Raw genomic sequence first — 14,857 nt, 5'->3', positions numbered from 1 at the left:
GCCCCGGGTTCCTACCGGATCATCACTGCCGAGCCTGCCGCCAACGGCGCGCCTGCTCCTCGTCGACGGTGTAGTAGATCTCCTTGGGCAGACCCTCCGCGTGCCCGATGATCTTGGCGAACGGCAAACCGTAGCTCGGGTAGTCGTAGTGGGCGCGCAGGAGGCGGGTGAGTCCGGCGAACGCGCCGATGATCTTTCCCCGGGAAATGCCCGAGTTCGCTTCCAACTCTCCGACGCTGAACACCTTGCCGGGCTGTGTGGCAAGCGCGTCGATGACGGTGATGATGGTGCGGTGGGTGGCGCTTCGGCCTTGGCTCAGGCGCCGCAGGTCCTCGATAGGCCAGTGGGCGCCCCGATGCTCGGGCTTCCGCTCGGCACGGTGGCGGGACACGGGGCGTGGCCGATTCTGAGCGTCAAGTTTCGGCCAGCAGACGCGCGACGTGAGGCACGTATGCCACCGGCACGGCCACCAGGACAACGTCGCCCGCCGCCGTGGGATCTGTTACGGGCGGTTCGTCGGCTGCGTGGCCGGCAGGTTGCGAATCTGAGGGCGACGTCACGGCGTGATCGGGGTGGCGGACCACGCGGCCGGCGGCGGCACGAACCGGTAGCCCAGCCCCCGCACCGTCAGGATGATCGGCGGCTGGTTGCGGTCCAGCAGAAGCCGCTGACGCAGCCGTTTGATGTGCACGGTGAGGGTGTTGGAGCTGTCACCGGAGGTTCCGTTCCACACGGCGGCCAGCAGTTGCTCGCGCGTGACGGTCCGTTCGGCGTGCGTCATGAAGAAGTAGAGGAGCTTGAACTCCTTCAGTGGCAGGGCCACCGACGTGCCCCGCAAGCTGACCTCGAAGGTCGCGGGATCCACGCGCAGCCCGCCCAACTCGATGGGTGGATCGAGGGTCCCGACGGTCTCCGGCCGGATCGCGCGGAGAATCGGCACGACCTCCTCGACCCGGTATGGATGGCGCACACAGGCGGTCGCGCCGGCCTTCAGCGCGGCGACGGCGGCCTGCCCGTCATCATCACCTACACCAACAACGGTAGGGATTCCCGCGCGCTCGGCCAGCAGCCGCACCAATTCGGTGCTGCTCATCGTGCTGAGCCCGGCGGCGACGACAGCGGCGTCGGGTCGCAGGGCGCCAGCGCCCAGCAGGGCCTCCGCGGCATGTCGGAAGTGGTGCCCCTGCACCCGGTGACCGGACAGCTGTCCGACCAGGTCGCCGCCGACGCTCTCGTCGTCGTCGACCACGATCAGCACGAACCGCCCGTCGGATCGATGGTCACCCTTGGTGGCCTCGACGAGATTGTTCATCGGCATCGACACCGGCTCCGGATCAGGTTCAGGCCCTCATCAACGCTTCGTCGCCGCTGAGGACGGTCCATCGCACTGCAGGACACCGCGCGATCGGCACAGCTGGGACATCTGAGGTAACGGTGTCCTCGCACAAGGGTCGCGCAACCGCCTCCGGTGCGGCGTCGCCCGCGCGTGGCGACGCCGCACCGAAAGGACGGTCGGGATGACCTAGACGCACGGCACCGATTCCGGATGACGATATCCATGACCGACCGCTGCCCCGGGGGATCAGCCGAAGCGGCCGGTGATGTAGTCCTCGGTGCGCCTGTCGGCGGGGTTGGTGAACAGCTTGCCCGTCTGGCTGAACTCCACGAGCCGTCCGTGCCGTTCCTGCTTCTGGTCCACCTCCGCGGTGAAGAATGCGGTGTAGTGGCTGACCCGGGCGGCCTGCTGCATGTTGTGCGTGACGATGACGATGGTGTAGTCCTTCGCCAGCTCGAACATCAGGTCCTCGATCTTCGCGGTCGCGATCGGGTCGAGGGCGGAACACGGCTCGTCCATCAGAATGATCTCGGGCTTGACGGCGATCGTCCGGGCGATGCAGAGCCGCTGCTGCTGACCACCGGACAGGGACAGCCCGCTGCTCTTGAGCTTGTCCTTGACCTCGTCCCACAGCGCCGCGTCCCGCAACGCCTTCTCCACCAGGTCATCCATGTTGGCGACCTTCATGCCCGTCACCCGCGGGCCGTAGGCCACGTTGTCGTAGATCGACTTCGGGAAGGGGTTCGGCTTCTGGAAGACCATGCCGATGCGGCGACGCACCTCGATCGGGTCCACGTCCTTGGCGTACAGGTCCTGACCGTGGTAGGTCACCGAGCCCGCGACCCGGGCACCGGGGATCAGGTCATTCATCCGGTTCAGCGAGCGCAGGATCGTCGACTTGCCGCAGCCGGACGGGCCGATCATCGCCGTGATCTGCTTGTCCTGGATCGGCATGGACGTGCCGCGCACCGCCTCGTAGGCGCCGTAGTAGACGCTCACGCCGGACAATTCCATGACCGGGGCGGTGGACGTGGGCCGGTGTCCGGCGGTCTCGTTGTTACCGACGGCGGAGATGCTGACCGCCGGGCGGCTGGTGGTGCTGGGCTGGTTCACAGTGGTCACCTCTGCTTCGTTCGTACGGCGGTGTCGCGGCTCAGTTCTCACGGCGTTCGTCACCAGCGCTTCTCGAACCGGTTCCGCACGAAGATCGCGATCGAGTTCATGACGAGCACGATGCCGAGCAGCAGGACGATCGCGCCCGCCGCGAGCTCGGTGTACTCGGCCTGGGATCGCGTGATGAACGTGTAGATCTGGATCGGCAGGGCCGTGTAACGGCTGTCCAGCCCGTCGGGGTTGAAGGTGATGAAGGTGACCGCGCCGAGAACGATCAGCGGTGCAGCCTCACCGATCGCGCGCGACAGGGCCAGGATCGAGCCGGTCGCGATACCCGGCACCGCCGAGGGCAGCACCTGCCGGGACACGGTCTGCCACTTGGTGGCGCCGAGGGCGTAGGACGCCTGACGGATCGACTGCGGCACCGCACGGATGGCCTCCCGGGTGGCGATGATGACCACCGGCAGCACCAGCAGGGACAGCACGATAGCGGCGGTGATCACCGTGAAGCCGAGGCCGAGGGCGCGGGCGATGATGCCCAGGCCGAGGATGCCGAAGATGATCGATGGCACACCGGCGAGGTTCTGGATGTTGAGCTCCAGCAGCCGGTTGTACCAGCGGGTGTTGTCGGCGTACTCCTCGAGGTAGATCGCGCTGAGGATGCCGATCGGCAGGGCGATGAGCGCCACCAGCGAGATGATCCACAGGGTGCCGACGAGCGCGGACTGGACGCCAGCGGTGTCGAGGCGGCTGACCAGGCCGGTGGGCATCTCGGCCCAGAGCCGGGAGTCCAGACGGTTCCAGCCCTTCATGAGGACCCAGGCCAGCAGCGCGCTGAGCACGCCGAAGGCGATGACCAGGCAGGCCTGCATGGCCAGGCGGAAGACCAGCTCACCGGGTCGGCTACGGCGCTGGGTCAGCGCGTTACCCGGCGCGGAGGGCTCCGGCCGGGTGGCGGTGGTGAGGGTGGGGGCGCTCACTCGTAGACCTCTCTGAAGCGACGGACCATCCGGATCGACAGCGCGTTGAGCGCGAACGTGATCAGGAACAGCAGCGCGCCGACGGCGAAGACGGAGTCGTAGTCGAGCGAGCCGACCGGGATGTCACCGGAGGAGATGTTGGCGATGAAGGCGGTCATCGTGGCAGCGCCCTCGAGCGGGTCGAAGGTGACCTTGTCGGAGACGAGACCGCCGGCGATGGTGACGATCATCGTCTCGCCCACGGCGCGGGAGATGCCGAGCACGACCGCGGCGACGATGCCGGAGATCGCGGCTGGCACCACCACGCGGGTGGACACCTGCATCTTCGTCGACGCCAGGGCGTAGGCGCCTTCGCGCAGGCTGCGCGGCACGGAGGACATCGAGTCCTCGGAGATGCTGGCGATCGTCGGCACGATCATGATTCCCATGGCGATTCCGGCGATGAGCAGGTTCTGGAAGCCGGGCTTCCGGTCGCCGGGCCAGATCTGCTGCAGCAGCGGGTTGAGCGCGAACAGGGCCACGAAGCCGTAGACGACGGTCGGCACACCCGCGAGCAGCTCGATGATCGGCTTGAGCAGCTTACGGGTGCGCGGTTTGGCGTATTCGGAAAGGTAGATCGCCGAGCCGAGACCGATCGGAAGCGCGATGGCGATCGCGATGACGGTCACCACCAGTGTCGCGGCGACCAGCGGCAGCACGCCGTACGCCTTCTGGGCGAAGGTGGGCGTCCAACTGGTGCCGGTGATGAACTCGACGATGCTCACCGTTTGGAAGAACTTGATCGTCGGTTCGACCAAAGCGATGACGATGCCGACCGTGGTGACGATCGACACCAGGGCGGCGGCGACGAGCAGCACCTTGACGGTGCTGTCAACGGGGCGGCGCCGGCCCCGCCGCAGGGCGCTCCCTGCGGCGGAACCGGCGCTCGAGGTGCTGGTGGTCACGTCAGACCGCGGCCTTCAGAGCGTCGAACTCGGACTTCAGCGTGCCCTTCTGCTGCTCGGTCAGCGGCACGAACTTCGCCGCCTCGACGACCTCGTCGATGTGCTCGATGTAGTAGTTGACGAAGTCGGCGACCTGCGGCTTCTTGACGCCGGTGTCGCTGACGTAGATGAACAACGGGCGGGACAGCGGCTTGTAGGTGTTGTCCTGGGCGGTCTTCAGGCTCGGCTCGACGCAGCCGGCGCCACCGTCGACCTTGAGGGCCTTGAGCTTGGTGGCGTTCTCCTCGAAGTAGGAGAAGCCGAAGTAGCCCAGGCCGCCCTTGGTGCCGGAGACACCCTGCACCGTGACGTTGTCGTTCTCCGAGGCGGTGTAGTCGGTGCGGCTGGCTCCCTCTTCGCCGTTGATCTCATCGGTGAAGTAGTCGAAGGTGCCGGAGTCGGTGCCCGCGCCGAACAGCTTCAGCGGCTCGTTCGGGAACTTCGGGTCGACCTGGTTCCAGTTGTTGACCTTGGAGTTCGGCTCCCAGATCTTCTTCAGCTGGTCGACGGTGAGGCAGTCGGCCCAGGTGTTGTCCTTGCTGACCACCACGGTGAGCGCGTCGTTGGCGACGATCAGCTCCTTGTACTTGACGCCGGCGGCCTCGCACGCCTTCTTCTCCTCGTCCTTGATCGGACGGGAGGCGTCGGAGATGTCGGTCTCACCCTTGCAGAACTTCTCGAAGCCACCGCCGGTGCCGGAGGTGCCGACCGAGACGTTGACGCCGGACTGCCCGCCGTCCTCCTTGTAGAGGGTGGCGGCGGCCTCGCTCAGCGGAGCGACCGTGCTCGACCCGTCGACCTTCACCTCGCCGGAGAGCTTCTCGCCGCCCGCGGCGGGGTCGTTCTCGGCGTTATTGCTGCAGCCGGTAAGCGCGAGCGCGGCGAGCGCGACGCCGGCGAGGACGCGCCGCGAAAGCACCTTGCGGTTCACCAGGTAAGCCTCTCTATCGGGGTGCATCAGCCCGTCCGGGCCGTACGAGAGTCAAGGTAGGAGGGCTAGGTAGCCGGTCGGCCGGACGCAGGTGAACGAAAAGTGAACTCCCCGGCGCGGATCATGGCCAGGAGCGAAGGAAATGTGACCTTCCGGCGGGCGAGTGCCTTGATGTCCGAACGGAGAACTCCCGCTAGAGGCGGATGTCCCCCGTCACCAGGTAGACCACCTGGCGCGCGACGTTGACCGCGTGGTCTGCGTACCGCTCGTAGTAACGACCGATCAGCGCGAGGTCGATCGCCGACTCCACACCGTAGGGCCATGCCGAGACGAGCAGGGACAGCAGGCGCGCCTGAGCGGCGTCGACCTCGTCGTCGTCGAGCCCCAGCTGCATCGCATCGACCTGGTCACGGGTGGCCAGGACGACCGAGGTCTTGTCGGCGATGCGTGCCGCGGCGTCCGCCATCGCGGTCAGCACGTCCGACGCCATCGGCGGTACGACGGTGACGGGATGGCGCATCAACGCGACCTTGGCGATGTGCACCGCCAGGTCGCCCATCCGTTCCAGGTCCCCGGCGATCCGCATGGCGCAGAGCACCAGCCGCAGGTCGGACGCCACCGGCTGGTGGCGGACCAGCAGCAGCGGGATCATCGCCTCGACGTCCGCGCGCAGCCCGTCGAGCACCGCGTCGCCGCGCACCACCGCCTCCGCCGCGTCTCGGTCGACGTCGAGCAGCGCGGTGCTGGCGCCCCGGATCGCCGCCGCAGCGGTGCGGCTCATCGCCGCGAGGAGTCCGGTCAGCCGGTCGAGCTGCTCGTCGTAGCTGTCCCGGCTCATCGCGTCCCTCCCGTCCGCCGTGTCCTGGCGAGCCGGCCAGGCGACCAGCGGCAGGGCGTCCCGGCACGCCAGGATCGCCGGACCAGGCATGAACAGCAACGTACCCGGTTCGGCGTCACTCGGCAGGACCGGCAACTGCCCTGCCCGGGCGGCGTCCGGGCTTAGACGGTGCGGGGGCGCTGCCGCAGCACCCACTGGTGGGCGGCGACCTGGACGGCGTCGTAGGGGCTGCCCAGCGGCGGGGTGTAGGACAGGTCGAGGTCGCTGATCTGGTCGACGGTCATCGTGTGGTGCAGTGCGGTGGCGTAGACGTCGACGCGTTTGGCGACGGCCGTATCGCGGTGCCCGATCAGCTGCGCGCCGAGAAGGCGACCGCTGCCTCGGTCGCCGGTGACCGTGATGGTGATGGGCCGGGGGCCGGGATAGTAGGCCTTGTGGTCGTCGGCGGTCGTGCGGTGGCTGACCGGGTGGAAGCCGGCCTGTGCCGCTTCCTGGTCGCGTAGCCCGGTGCGGGCGGCGACCAGGTCGAAGACTTTGACGACCTGGGTGCCGACGGAGCCGGCGAAGGTGCGTCGCCCGCCGATGGCGTTATCCCCTGCCACCGTGCCCTGCTTGTGTGACGTCGACCCGAGCGGCAGGTAGGCGTCGGTGTCGAGGACGCGGTGGTAGGTGTGGACGCAGTCACCGGCGGCCCAGATACCGGGCACGCTGGTGCGCATCTGCCGGTCGACGGCGATCGCGTCCGCACGCCGAGCGCGACGCCGGCGGACCAGGCCACAGTGGTGTCGGGCCGCACGCCGACGACCACGAGCACCAGGTCAACGGACGCGCTGAAGGCGTCCTGCGGCTCGTTCGCGCGGTGGCCGGCGACGACCAAGCGACCGTTCGGCGCGCGATCGATGGCGGTGACGGCGATGCCCGTTCGGACCTCGACGTCGTGGCGGTCCAGTTCCTCGGCGACGAGGCCGGCGAGGTCCGCGTCGACCGTCGGGCAGGACCTGCGGCAGTTGCTCGACGACGGTGACCTTCAGGCCCCGGGCGTGCAGCGCCTCGGCCATCTCCAGGCCGATGTAGCCGGCGCCGACGATCAACGCGTGCCGGGGCGTCCGGTCGAGGGTGGCGGTCAGGCGCGGGTGTCGCCGATGGTGTGCAGCACGTGGACGCCGTCGGCAGGGCCGAGCTGGTCCAGGCCGGCGATGGGCGGGCGCACCGGCTCGGCGCCCGTGCCGATGATGAGGCTGTCGTAGTCCAGCCGCCGCTCGTCGCCATTCGGGGTGGTGACCGTGACCTGCCGGGCTGCGGGATCGATCGCGGTGGCCCGGGTGTTCAGCATCAGTCGCAGACCGGCCGCTTCCAGGTCGGCGTGGGTGCGGTGGGCGAGGTTGCGCCAGTCGGGGACGTCCCCGGAGATGTGGTACGGGATGCCGCAGATGGAGTAGTTCGGGTAGGCGTCGGCGACGACCAGCAGCGGTGCGACGCCGGGATCGAGTTCGCGGGCGCGCAGCCCCGCGGAGATCCCGGCGTCGCTGCCGCCGATGATCAGCAGCCGGGTCACGCCCGGTCCGGGACGAGTTCGCGGACGAGTTGCTGGACCCGGTCGCGGATGTCGTCGCGGATGGGCCGGACGGCCTCGACGCCCTTGCCGGCGGGGTCTTCGAGCGTCCAGTCCTCGTACCGCTTGCCGGGGAAGACCGGGCAGACGTCGCCGCAGCCCATGGTGATGATGACGTCGGAGGATTCGGCGGTGGCGTACTCCAGCAGCTTCGGGGTCTGGTGGGTGATGTCGATGCCGACCTCCCGCATGGCCTCGACGGCGGCGGGGTTGATCTGGTCGGCGGGCTCGCTGCCGGCGGAGCGGACCTCGACGTCGTCGTCGGCGAAGTGGCGCAGCCAGCCTGCGGCCATCTGGGAGCGGCCGGCGTTGTGGACGCACACGAACAGGACGGTGGGCTTGTCGCTCATTCCTGCACTCCTTGGTGGTGTCAGTTGGTGGCGGCGAGGTGGGCGGCGTTGCAGGTGGTGCAGCGCAACTGGCGTGCCGGTGGTTCGACCGTCACCGGCCGGTTGACGGGTGCGGTGCGGGTCAGGCGCACCTGTGTGACCACGACGTGGTCGCGGCAGACCGCGGCGCCGCACCCGGTGCAGATCCCGACGCCGGCGGCGCCGCAGTCCAGGCAGGTCATCGGATCGCCGACGGCGCGGTGATCTCTGGGAAGAGGCGGCGGCGCAGGCCGAGGCTGACGTAGACCAGCGCCACCAGGACCGGAACCTCGATCAGCGGGCCGACGACCCCGGCGAGGGCCTGACCGCTGGTTACCCCGAACGTGCCGATGGCAACGGCGATGGCGAGCTCGAAGTTGTTACCGGCGGCGGTGAACGCCAGGGTGGTGGTGCGCTCGTAGTTCAGGCCGATGGCCCGGCCGAGGGCGTAGGAGCCGGCCCACATGATCGCGAAGTAGGCGAGCAGCGGCACGGCGATCAGCGCCACGTCCCAGGGGCGGGAGGTGATGGCGTCGCCCTGCAGGGCGAAGAGGATGACGATGGTGAACAGCAGCCCGTAGAGAGCGACCGGGCCGATCTTCGGCAGGAAACGTCCCTCGTACCAGTCGCGGCCCTTGGCGCGCTCCCCCAGCCGGCGGGTCAGGAATCCGGCGAGCAGCGGGATGCCGAGGAAGATGAGCACGTTGACGGCGATGTCCCAGCCGGAGACGGTCAGCTCGGCGCCGGGCAGGTCGAGCCACTGCGGCAGCAGGGTGAGGTAGAACCAGCCGAGCAGGCCGAAGGCGAGGACCTGGAACACCGAGTTGAGGGCGACCAGGACGGCTGCGGCCTCGCGGTCGCCGCAGGCGAGGTCGTTCCAGATGATGACCATGGCGATGCATCGGGCCAGCCCGACGATGATCAGGCCGGTGCGGTACTCGGGCTGGTCGGCGAGGAAGATCCACGCCAGGGCGAACATCACCGCCGGCCCGACGATCCAGTTCAGCATGAGCGAGGAGAACAGTAGGCGCCGGTCACCGGTGACCGTGTCGAGCCGGTCGTAGCGGACCTTGGCCAGCACCGGGTACATCATGATCAGCAGGCCGAGGGCGATCGGCAGGGAGATGCCGCCGATCTTGACGGCGTCCAGGGCGCTGTTCAGGCCGGGAATCAGCCGCCCGAGCAGCAGACCGGCCACCATCGCCAAGCCGATCCAGATCGGGAGGAACTGATCGAGGCGGGACAGGCGGGCGACGACCACCTGCGTCCCGGTTGAACGCTGGTCGGTGTTGGTCATCAGCACTCCCTGCGGGCGTCGGAACGGGCGCGAGCGTGGCGCGCCATGTCGGTCAGGTGGCTGGCGGCGGCTTCGAGCGCCTCTGGCACCAGGCGGTAGTAGGTGAACCGGCCGCGGGGTTCGGCGACCACCAGGCCGGCCTCCCGCAGCAGTCGGAGGTGGTTGGAGATGTTGGGCTGCTTGGCGCCGGTGTCCTCCACCAGGTGACAGGTGCAGGCGGGCCCGTCGGCGAGCAGCGCGACGATCTGCGCGCGCAGCGGGTCCGCCAGCAACCGGATCACATCAGGCGCGTGTGATATCAGCACGCAATGATGTAAGCACGCCCGCGAGGCGTCCGTCCAATCGGCCCCTCTGAGCCGACAGGGAGCCTGAAACCGGACAAAGCCGTCCGTGTGCCTCCGCAGCTTCCTCTCGGAAGCAACAATACTTGACAGCGAGGGTTGAGTCGAAGGAGATTGAGTCAATGACAGGTGAGCGGAAGTCCCTTGAGGTTAGGGCCCGGATGCATGCGGCGCTGAGCGATCCCGCCCGGCTCGCCATCATCGACACCCTGCTCGTCGGTGACGCCTCCCCCGGGGAGCTGGCCCGGTGCATGGACATGCCGACCAACCTGACCGCGCACCACCTCAAGGTGCTCCAGGACAGCGGTCTGGTGGTACGGCACCGATCAGAGGGCGACCGGCGTCGCACCTACGTGCGGCTGGTGCCCGAGATGCTCAACGACCTGCTACCCGCTCCCACCCGGACCGCGCCCCGGGTCGTGTTCGTCTGCACGCACAACTCCGCCCGCTCCCAGCTCGCCGCCGCACTGTGGGCGCACCGCAGCAGCGTCCCCGCCGCCTCGGCCGGCACCGATCCCGCACCGCGTGTGCATCCCCGTGCCCTGCGCACGGCAGAGCGTCACGGCCTGGTGGTCGCGCACCCCCGCCCGGTGCACGTCGCCGACGTCGTCCGATCCGACGACCTCGTCGTGGCGGTGTGCGACAACGCGCACGAGAACCTCGGCAGCGATGCCGCGCACCTGCACTGGTCGGTGGCCGACCCGGCACCGGCCGACACCGACGAGGCGTTCGAGGCCGCCTACCGCGAACTCGCCGACCGCATCGACCGGCTCGCCCCTGCCGTCAGGGCCAGCGACAACACCTGACCACGGCGGCCGGGTACGCCACCCCTGCGGCACAGCCGGGCAAGAACGAAGGACGACCCATGGAGCTGGCCTGGCTGGCCGCCATCGTGATCATCGCGTTGGCTTTCGACTTCACCAACGGCTTCCACGACGCGGCGAACGCCATCGCCACCTCCATCGGCACGCGGGCGCTGACACCCCGCGTCGCGCTGGGGATGGCGGCGGTCATGAACCTCGTCGGCGCGTTGATCAGCACCGGGGTCGCGCAGACCGTCGGCGCCGGCATCATCGCCACCCCCACCGGCGAGGACGGACTCCTCGTCGTCTTCGCCGCGCTGGTCGGGGCGATCGGCTGGAACCTGCTCACCTGGTACTTCGGGTTGCCGTCATATGATCGGCTCGGAATGCCGCCCTACGCCTCCTCAAGCCGCTCAGGTCGCCCGGTTTGACCCCCGGCGGCACCACCTTTGGCGGCCTGTGGATGGCCCGGCGTGCTTTCGGGTTCGCTTTGTCAGGCATAGTCGCGCTCGCACGAGGCGTAGAGAGCAAGAACCGCTAGACGGCCAGACGCCACAAGAGCCCGCTCGTCAGGAAGCAGCTTCCAATCGTCATGCCCGTCGCGGCCGCGCTGGTACCGGTACACCACTACCCGGCAGTTACCACCCGCCTCGCTGGCTCCCTCCCCTTTTAGGAGTCCCAGGCAGCGAAGGATCCATCGGTGGGCTGAAGGGTAAGCGAAGGGCCTGAGAAAACCTGGGCCGGCTTGCGCCCACCGGCGAGGGCTCGTCCCGGCCGTGGGGCTCCGCCGGGGCGTCCGGGTCGCACCGGCGGTCGAGACCGTCGTCAGTGACGCCGCACCTGGCCCGGTGCCGGGGTTAGGAGGGAGTCGCTCGGGCCGTGACTGCCCGCCGGGTACTCCTGCAACGGCATCGCCCCCGACCGCCACGCGTCGAGCACCGGCTCCACGATGCGCCAGCATTCCTCGGCGGTGTCGCCCCGCACCGACAACGTGGGGTCGCCGTCGAAGGCGGCCCGGAGCACCTCGCCGTAGGGCGGCAACTCGCCGGGGCCGAAGTCGGCCACCAGGTGCACGTGATCGAGTTCCAGGGGGTTGCCCGGGCCGTTGATGTTGACGTCGAGGCCGAGCCGGTCCGGGCCGAAGCCGATCCGCAACCGGTCCGGCTGGTCGTACCCGAGGAGTCCGGTGGGCACCCGGGGCGGCTGCTTGAAGGTGATGACGGCCTCCTTGCGCTTGCCGGCCAGAGCCTTGCCGGAGCGCAGCCGGAACGGCACGCCCGCCCAGCGCCAGGTGTCCACGGCCAGCACCACCTCGGCCAGCGTCTCGGTCCCCCGGGTCGAGTCGATGCCCGGCTCCTCGACGTACCCGGGCAGCCGGCGCCCGGCGACCTCCCCGGCCGTGTACCGGGCGCGCCGGCTCCACCTCGCCGGGTCGTCGTCCCAGACCCGGGTGGCCCGCAGCACCTGGGCCTTGCGGCCGCGCAGGTCCCGGGCATCGAGGGTGGGCGGTGGGTCCATCGCTATCAGCGCGAGGACCTGCAGCAGGTGGCTCTGCACCATGTCGACCAGCGCGCCGGCGCCGTCGTAGTAGCCGGCGCGGCCCTCCAGTCCCAGGGGCTCGTCGAAGACGATGTCGACGCAGGCCACGTGCGCGGAGGTGAGCAGCGGCTCGAAGATTCGGTTGGCGAAGCGCAGCCCGAGGATGTTCACCACCGTGGACTTGCCGAGGAAGTGGTCGATACGGTGCACCTGGTCCTCGGGCACGAGCCCGGCCAGGATGTCGTTGAGCGACCGCGCCGAAACGGCGTCCGTGCCGAACGGCTTCTCCAGCATCAGCCGGGTCCCTGGCGGCAGGCCGATGCGGGCCAGCGCCGCGGCGGCCCGGGCGGTGATCGTCGGCGGCAGCGCGAAGAAGATCACCAGCTGGCCGTGGCAGGCGGCCAGCAGCCGCCGCAGGTCCTCCTCCCGGGTCACGTCGGCCGGCAGGTAACGGGCGGCGCGGATCACCTCGGTCTCCCGTGGTCCGTCCGCACCCACCGTGGCGAAGGAGTCGGCCACCCGGCGACGCCACTGCTCGTCGTCCCAGTCATCCATGCCGCTGCCGATCAGCCGCAGGTCGCGCTGGGCGCCGGTGGCCACCAACCGAGCCAACCCGGGCAGCAGCAGGCGCGCGGCCAGGTCACCGCTGGCGCCCAGCAACAGCAGCGTCTGGGGTACGTGGTCCCCGGCGGGACGGTCGGCCACGGAACCGGCGGCACTCGGGGTCGATATCGTCATACACCCACCTTGCCCCGCCGGTCGGGCGGGTACGTGCCTGTTGCGCGGACACAATCCCGTTCCGCGCGTCGAGACAGGCGCGGATCGGGGCGGGATCGGCATCCGAGAGTTGTCCCGTCCGGCTCGCACGTTGATCTTTGTGATGGCAGGCTGAAGTCACCTGCTCCGTCGGAGGGCCGAATGCCGACGGGTTGCCGATGCTTCAGAGGGAGACGATCGACCTGATGGCTGCGGACGTCACCACCACCGCCGAGTGGCAGGCCCTGCGCAGGCACGCCGAGGAGATCCGCGGAATCCACCTGCGCGACCTGTTCGCCGCCGACCCGCGTCGCGGCGAGCGGCTGGCCCTCGAGATGGCCGACTTGTACGTGGACTACAGCAAGAACCTGGTCACCGACACCACGCTCGGGTTGCTCACCGCGCTGGCCGATCGGGTCGGGCTGGCCGACCGGATCGCCGCGATGTTCTCCGGCGCGCATATCAACGCCAGCGAGGACCGGGCCGTGCTGCACACCGCGCTACGGCTGCCCCGCGGTGCCTCGCTGACCGTGGACGGGCAGGACGTGGTCGCCGGCGTGCACGAGATGCTGGACCGGATGACGGCTTTCGCGGAGAGGGTGCGCTCGGGGCAGTGGCGCGGACAGACCGGTGAGCGGATCCGCACCGTGGTCAACATCGGCATCGGCGGTTCCGACCTCGGGCCGGTGATGGCGTACGAGGCGTTGAAGGCATACCGCGACCCGAGCCTGACCTGCAGGTTCGTGTCGAACATCGATCCAGCCGACATCCATGACACGATCGCGGATCTGGACCCGGCGACGACGCTGTTCGTGGTGGTCTCCAAGACCTTCTCCACCCAGGAGACCCTGGCCAACGCCCACCAGGCGCGGCGCTGGCTGCTGGCCGGGCTCGGTGAGGACGAGACGGCGGTCGCCCGGCACTTCGTCGCGGTCAGCACCAGTGAGCAGCGAGTCCGCGACTTCGGCATCGACCCGGAGAACATGTTCGGCTTCTGGGACTGGGTGGGCGGCCGATACTCGCTGCCCTCGGCGGTGGGCCTGTCGGTGATGCTGGCGATCGGACCGGAGCGCTTCCGGGACATGCTGGCCGGCTACCACGCCGTGGACGAGCACTTCCGCACGACGCCGCTGGAGCGCAACGTGCCGGTGCTGCTGGGGCTGCTCAACATCTGGTACACCAACTTCCTCGGCGCTCAGACCCACGCCGTGCTGCCGTACTCGCAGTACCTGCACCGGCTCCCGGCGTACCTGCAGCAGCTCACCATGGAGAGCAACGGCAAGTCGGTCACGGTGGACGGCGGCGCAGTCTCGTACGACACCGGGGAAATTTTCTGGGGCGAGCCCGGCACCAACGGCCAACACGCCTTCTACCAGCTGATCCACCAGGGCACCCGGCTGGTGCCCGCGGACTTCATCGCCTTCGGCGAGCCGAACCACGACATCGGCGACATGCACGACCTGTTCATGTCGAACTTCTTCGCCCAGACCGCCGCCCTGGCCTTCGGCCGCACGGCCGAGCAGGTGGCGGCGGAGGGCACCACGGCGGAACTGGTGCCACACCGCATGATGGCGGGCAACCACCCCACCACCTCGATCCTTGCCCCGCGGCTGACCCCGGCCACCTTCGGGCAGCTGGTGGCCCTCTACGAGCACATCGTGTTCACCGAGGGCGCGATCTGGAACATCAACCCGTTCGACCAGTGGGGCGTCGAGCTGGGCAAGGTGCTGGCCAACCAGCTCGCACCGTTGCTCGCCGACACAGATCCGGACCTCGGCGACACCGACTCGTCCACCGCCGCCCTGATCAGCCGGTACCGGCGCCAGCGCAGGCGCGCCTGACGCCGGTCGCGGCGGGGGCCGACCCGTACGCCGCCAGGAGACTGGCGGTGGTCTGGCGGCTCGCGGTCGAGGACTTCGAAGCGGAGCCGAAGAAGCGGAAGGATGCCTGTGGTGCCGGC

Annotated in this window: 16 protein-coding genes and 3 pseudogenes; 3 read left to right on the top strand and 16 right to left on the bottom strand. The window is 69.2% G+C overall.

Annotated features, from left to right (window positions below; genetic code table 11):
- Nucleotides 1-22: 22 nt before the first annotated feature.
- The 15 genes and pseudogenes from AC1WTP_RS18565 to AC1WTP_RS18495 form a co-directional block, all read right to left on the bottom strand.
- A complete protein-coding gene (locus tag AC1WTP_RS18565; protein ID WP_481650522.1) occupies nucleotides 23-391 on the bottom strand; it encodes a hypothetical protein in 369 nt (122 codons plus the stop codon).
- 165 nt (nucleotides 392-556) lie between these two features.
- Nucleotides 557-1,312, bottom strand: a complete 756-nt coding sequence (locus tag AC1WTP_RS18560; protein WP_481650562.1) for a winged helix-turn-helix transcriptional regulator — start codon at nucleotides 1,310-1,312, stop codon at nucleotides 557-559.
- 270 nt (nucleotides 1,313-1,582) lie between these two features.
- Nucleotides 1,583-2,449: a phosphate ABC transporter ATP-binding protein PstB gene (pstB, locus tag AC1WTP_RS18555; protein ID WP_481650561.1), complete on the bottom strand. Its 867-nt coding sequence runs from the start codon at nucleotides 2,447-2,449 to the stop codon at nucleotides 1,583-1,585.
- A 59-nt stretch (nucleotides 2,450-2,508) separates the two neighbouring features.
- Nucleotides 2,509-3,429: a phosphate ABC transporter permease PstA gene (gene pstA / locus AC1WTP_RS18550; protein ID WP_481650521.1), complete on the bottom strand. Its 921-nt coding sequence runs from the start codon at nucleotides 3,427-3,429 to the stop codon at nucleotides 2,509-2,511.
- A complete protein-coding gene (gene pstC / locus AC1WTP_RS18545; RefSeq protein ID WP_481650520.1) occupies nucleotides 3,426-4,373 on the bottom strand; it encodes a phosphate ABC transporter permease subunit PstC in 948 nt (315 codons plus the stop codon). Before pstC ends, pstA begins: the two co-directional genes overlap by 4 nt.
- 1 nt (nucleotide 4,374) lies before the next feature.
- Nucleotides 4,375-5,343, bottom strand: coding sequence for a PstS family phosphate ABC transporter substrate-binding protein (locus tag AC1WTP_RS18540; RefSeq protein ID WP_481650519.1), 969 nt, complete (start codon nucleotides 5,341-5,343; stop codon nucleotides 4,375-4,377).
- A gap of 193 nt (nucleotides 5,344-5,536) precedes the next feature.
- Nucleotides 5,537-6,181 carry a phosphate signaling complex protein PhoU gene (phoU, locus tag AC1WTP_RS18535; RefSeq protein WP_481650560.1) on the bottom strand — a complete coding sequence of 215 codons (645 nt, stop codon included), beginning with the start codon at nucleotides 6,179-6,181 and terminating at the stop codon, nucleotides 5,537-5,539.
- Nucleotides 6,182-6,342: 161 nt separating this feature from the next.
- On the bottom strand, nucleotides 6,343-6,918 hold the full coding sequence (locus tag AC1WTP_RS18530; protein ID WP_481650559.1) for an NAD(P)/FAD-dependent oxidoreductase: 576 nt from the start codon (nucleotides 6,916-6,918) through the stop codon (nucleotides 6,343-6,345).
- 26 nt (nucleotides 6,919-6,944) lie between these two features.
- A pseudogene (locus AC1WTP_RS18525) lies at nucleotides 6,945-7,169 on the bottom strand (FAD-dependent oxidoreductase); the annotation flags it as partial.
- Between the two features lie 13 nt (nucleotides 7,170-7,182).
- Nucleotides 7,183-7,308 (bottom strand): annotated as a pseudogene (locus AC1WTP_RS18520) (NAD-binding protein); the annotation flags it as partial.
- A complete protein-coding gene (locus AC1WTP_RS18515) occupies nucleotides 7,305-7,736 on the bottom strand; it encodes an NAD(P)/FAD-dependent oxidoreductase (RefSeq protein ID WP_481650518.1) in 432 nt (143 codons plus the stop codon). The gene AC1WTP_RS18515 and the pseudogene AC1WTP_RS18520, both read right to left, overlap by 4 nt.
- Complete coding sequence (locus tag AC1WTP_RS18510) at nucleotides 7,733-8,143, bottom strand: arsenate reductase ArsC (RefSeq protein WP_481650517.1); 411 nt, start codon at nucleotides 8,141-8,143, stop codon at nucleotides 7,733-7,735. Before AC1WTP_RS18510 ends, AC1WTP_RS18515 begins: the two co-directional genes overlap by 4 nt.
- 20 nt (nucleotides 8,144-8,163) lie before the next feature.
- A complete protein-coding gene (locus AC1WTP_RS18505) occupies nucleotides 8,164-8,364 on the bottom strand; it encodes a hypothetical protein (RefSeq protein ID WP_481650516.1) in 201 nt (66 codons plus the stop codon).
- Nucleotides 8,361-9,458, bottom strand: coding sequence for an ACR3 family arsenite efflux transporter (gene arsB / locus AC1WTP_RS18500; protein WP_481650515.1), 1,098 nt, complete (start codon nucleotides 9,456-9,458; stop codon nucleotides 8,361-8,363). Before arsB ends, AC1WTP_RS18505 begins: the two co-directional genes overlap by 4 nt.
- Nucleotides 9,458-9,763: an ArsR/SmtB family transcription factor gene (locus tag AC1WTP_RS18495; RefSeq protein ID WP_481650514.1), complete on the bottom strand. Its 306-nt coding sequence runs from the start codon at nucleotides 9,761-9,763 to the stop codon at nucleotides 9,458-9,460. The genes arsB and AC1WTP_RS18495 overlap by 1 nt, the downstream gene beginning before the upstream one ends.
- Before the next feature lie 197 nt (nucleotides 9,764-9,960).
- Here AC1WTP_RS18495 and AC1WTP_RS18490 point away from each other — a divergent pair, with 197 nt between their 5' ends.
- A complete protein-coding gene (locus tag AC1WTP_RS18490) occupies nucleotides 9,961-10,605 on the top strand; it encodes an arsenate reductase/protein-tyrosine-phosphatase family protein (protein WP_481650513.1) in 645 nt (214 codons plus the stop codon).
- Between the two features lie 59 nt (nucleotides 10,606-10,664).
- A pseudogene (locus AC1WTP_RS18485) lies at nucleotides 10,665-10,973 on the top strand (inorganic phosphate transporter); the annotation flags it as partial.
- Nucleotides 10,974-11,427: 454 nt separating this feature from the next.
- On the opposite strand, the gene AC1WTP_RS18480 reads toward AC1WTP_RS18485, so the two are convergent.
- On the bottom strand, nucleotides 11,428-12,879 hold the full coding sequence (locus AC1WTP_RS18480; protein ID WP_481650512.1) for a glucose-6-phosphate dehydrogenase: 1,452 nt from the start codon (nucleotides 12,877-12,879) through the stop codon (nucleotides 11,428-11,430).
- A gap of 224 nt (nucleotides 12,880-13,103) precedes the next feature.
- On the opposite strand from AC1WTP_RS18480, the gene pgi reads away from it, so the two are divergent.
- Entirely contained in the window at nucleotides 13,104-14,738 is a 1,635-nt protein-coding gene (gene pgi / locus AC1WTP_RS18475) for a glucose-6-phosphate isomerase (protein WP_481650511.1), read from the top strand.
- The last annotated feature ends 119 nt before the right edge of the window (nucleotides 14,739-14,857 follow it).

The sequence above is a fragment of the Micromonospora sp. R311 genome (genome assembly GCF_056780015.1).
The sequence above is the reverse complement of the archived record's forward strand: the minus strand, read 5'-3'. Positions and strand labels throughout refer to the sequence as shown.

What these genes read in the sequence shown, in the direction of transcription:
- AC1WTP_RS18560 (WP_481650562.1), bottom strand. Translation starts at nt 1,312, where the DNA reads ATGAACAATCTCGTCGAGGCCACCAAGGGTGACCATCGATCCGACGGG.
- phoU (WP_481650560.1), bottom strand. Translation starts at nt 6,181, where the DNA reads ATGAGCCGGGACAGCTACGACGAGCAGCTCGACCGGCTGACCGGACTC.
- AC1WTP_RS18510 (WP_481650517.1), bottom strand. Translation starts at nt 8,143, where the DNA reads ATGAGCGACAAGCCCACCGTCCTGTTCGTGTGCGTCCACAACGCCGGC.
- AC1WTP_RS18505 (WP_481650516.1), bottom strand. Translation starts at nt 8,364, where the DNA reads ATGACCTGCCTGGACTGCGGCGCCGCCGGCGTCGGGATCTGCACCGGG.
- arsB (WP_481650515.1), bottom strand. Translation starts at nt 9,458, where the DNA reads ATGACCAACACCGACCAGCGTTCAACCGGGACGCAGGTGGTCGTCGCC.
- AC1WTP_RS18490 (WP_481650513.1), top strand. Translation starts at nt 9,961, where the DNA reads ATGCATGCGGCGCTGAGCGATCCCGCCCGGCTCGCCATCATCGACACC.
- AC1WTP_RS18480 (WP_481650512.1), bottom strand. Translation starts at nt 12,879, where the DNA reads ATGACGATATCGACCCCGAGTGCCGCCGGTTCCGTGGCCGACCGTCCC.
- pgi (WP_481650511.1), top strand. Translation starts at nt 13,104, where the DNA reads ATGGCTGCGGACGTCACCACCACCGCCGAGTGGCAGGCCCTGCGCAGG.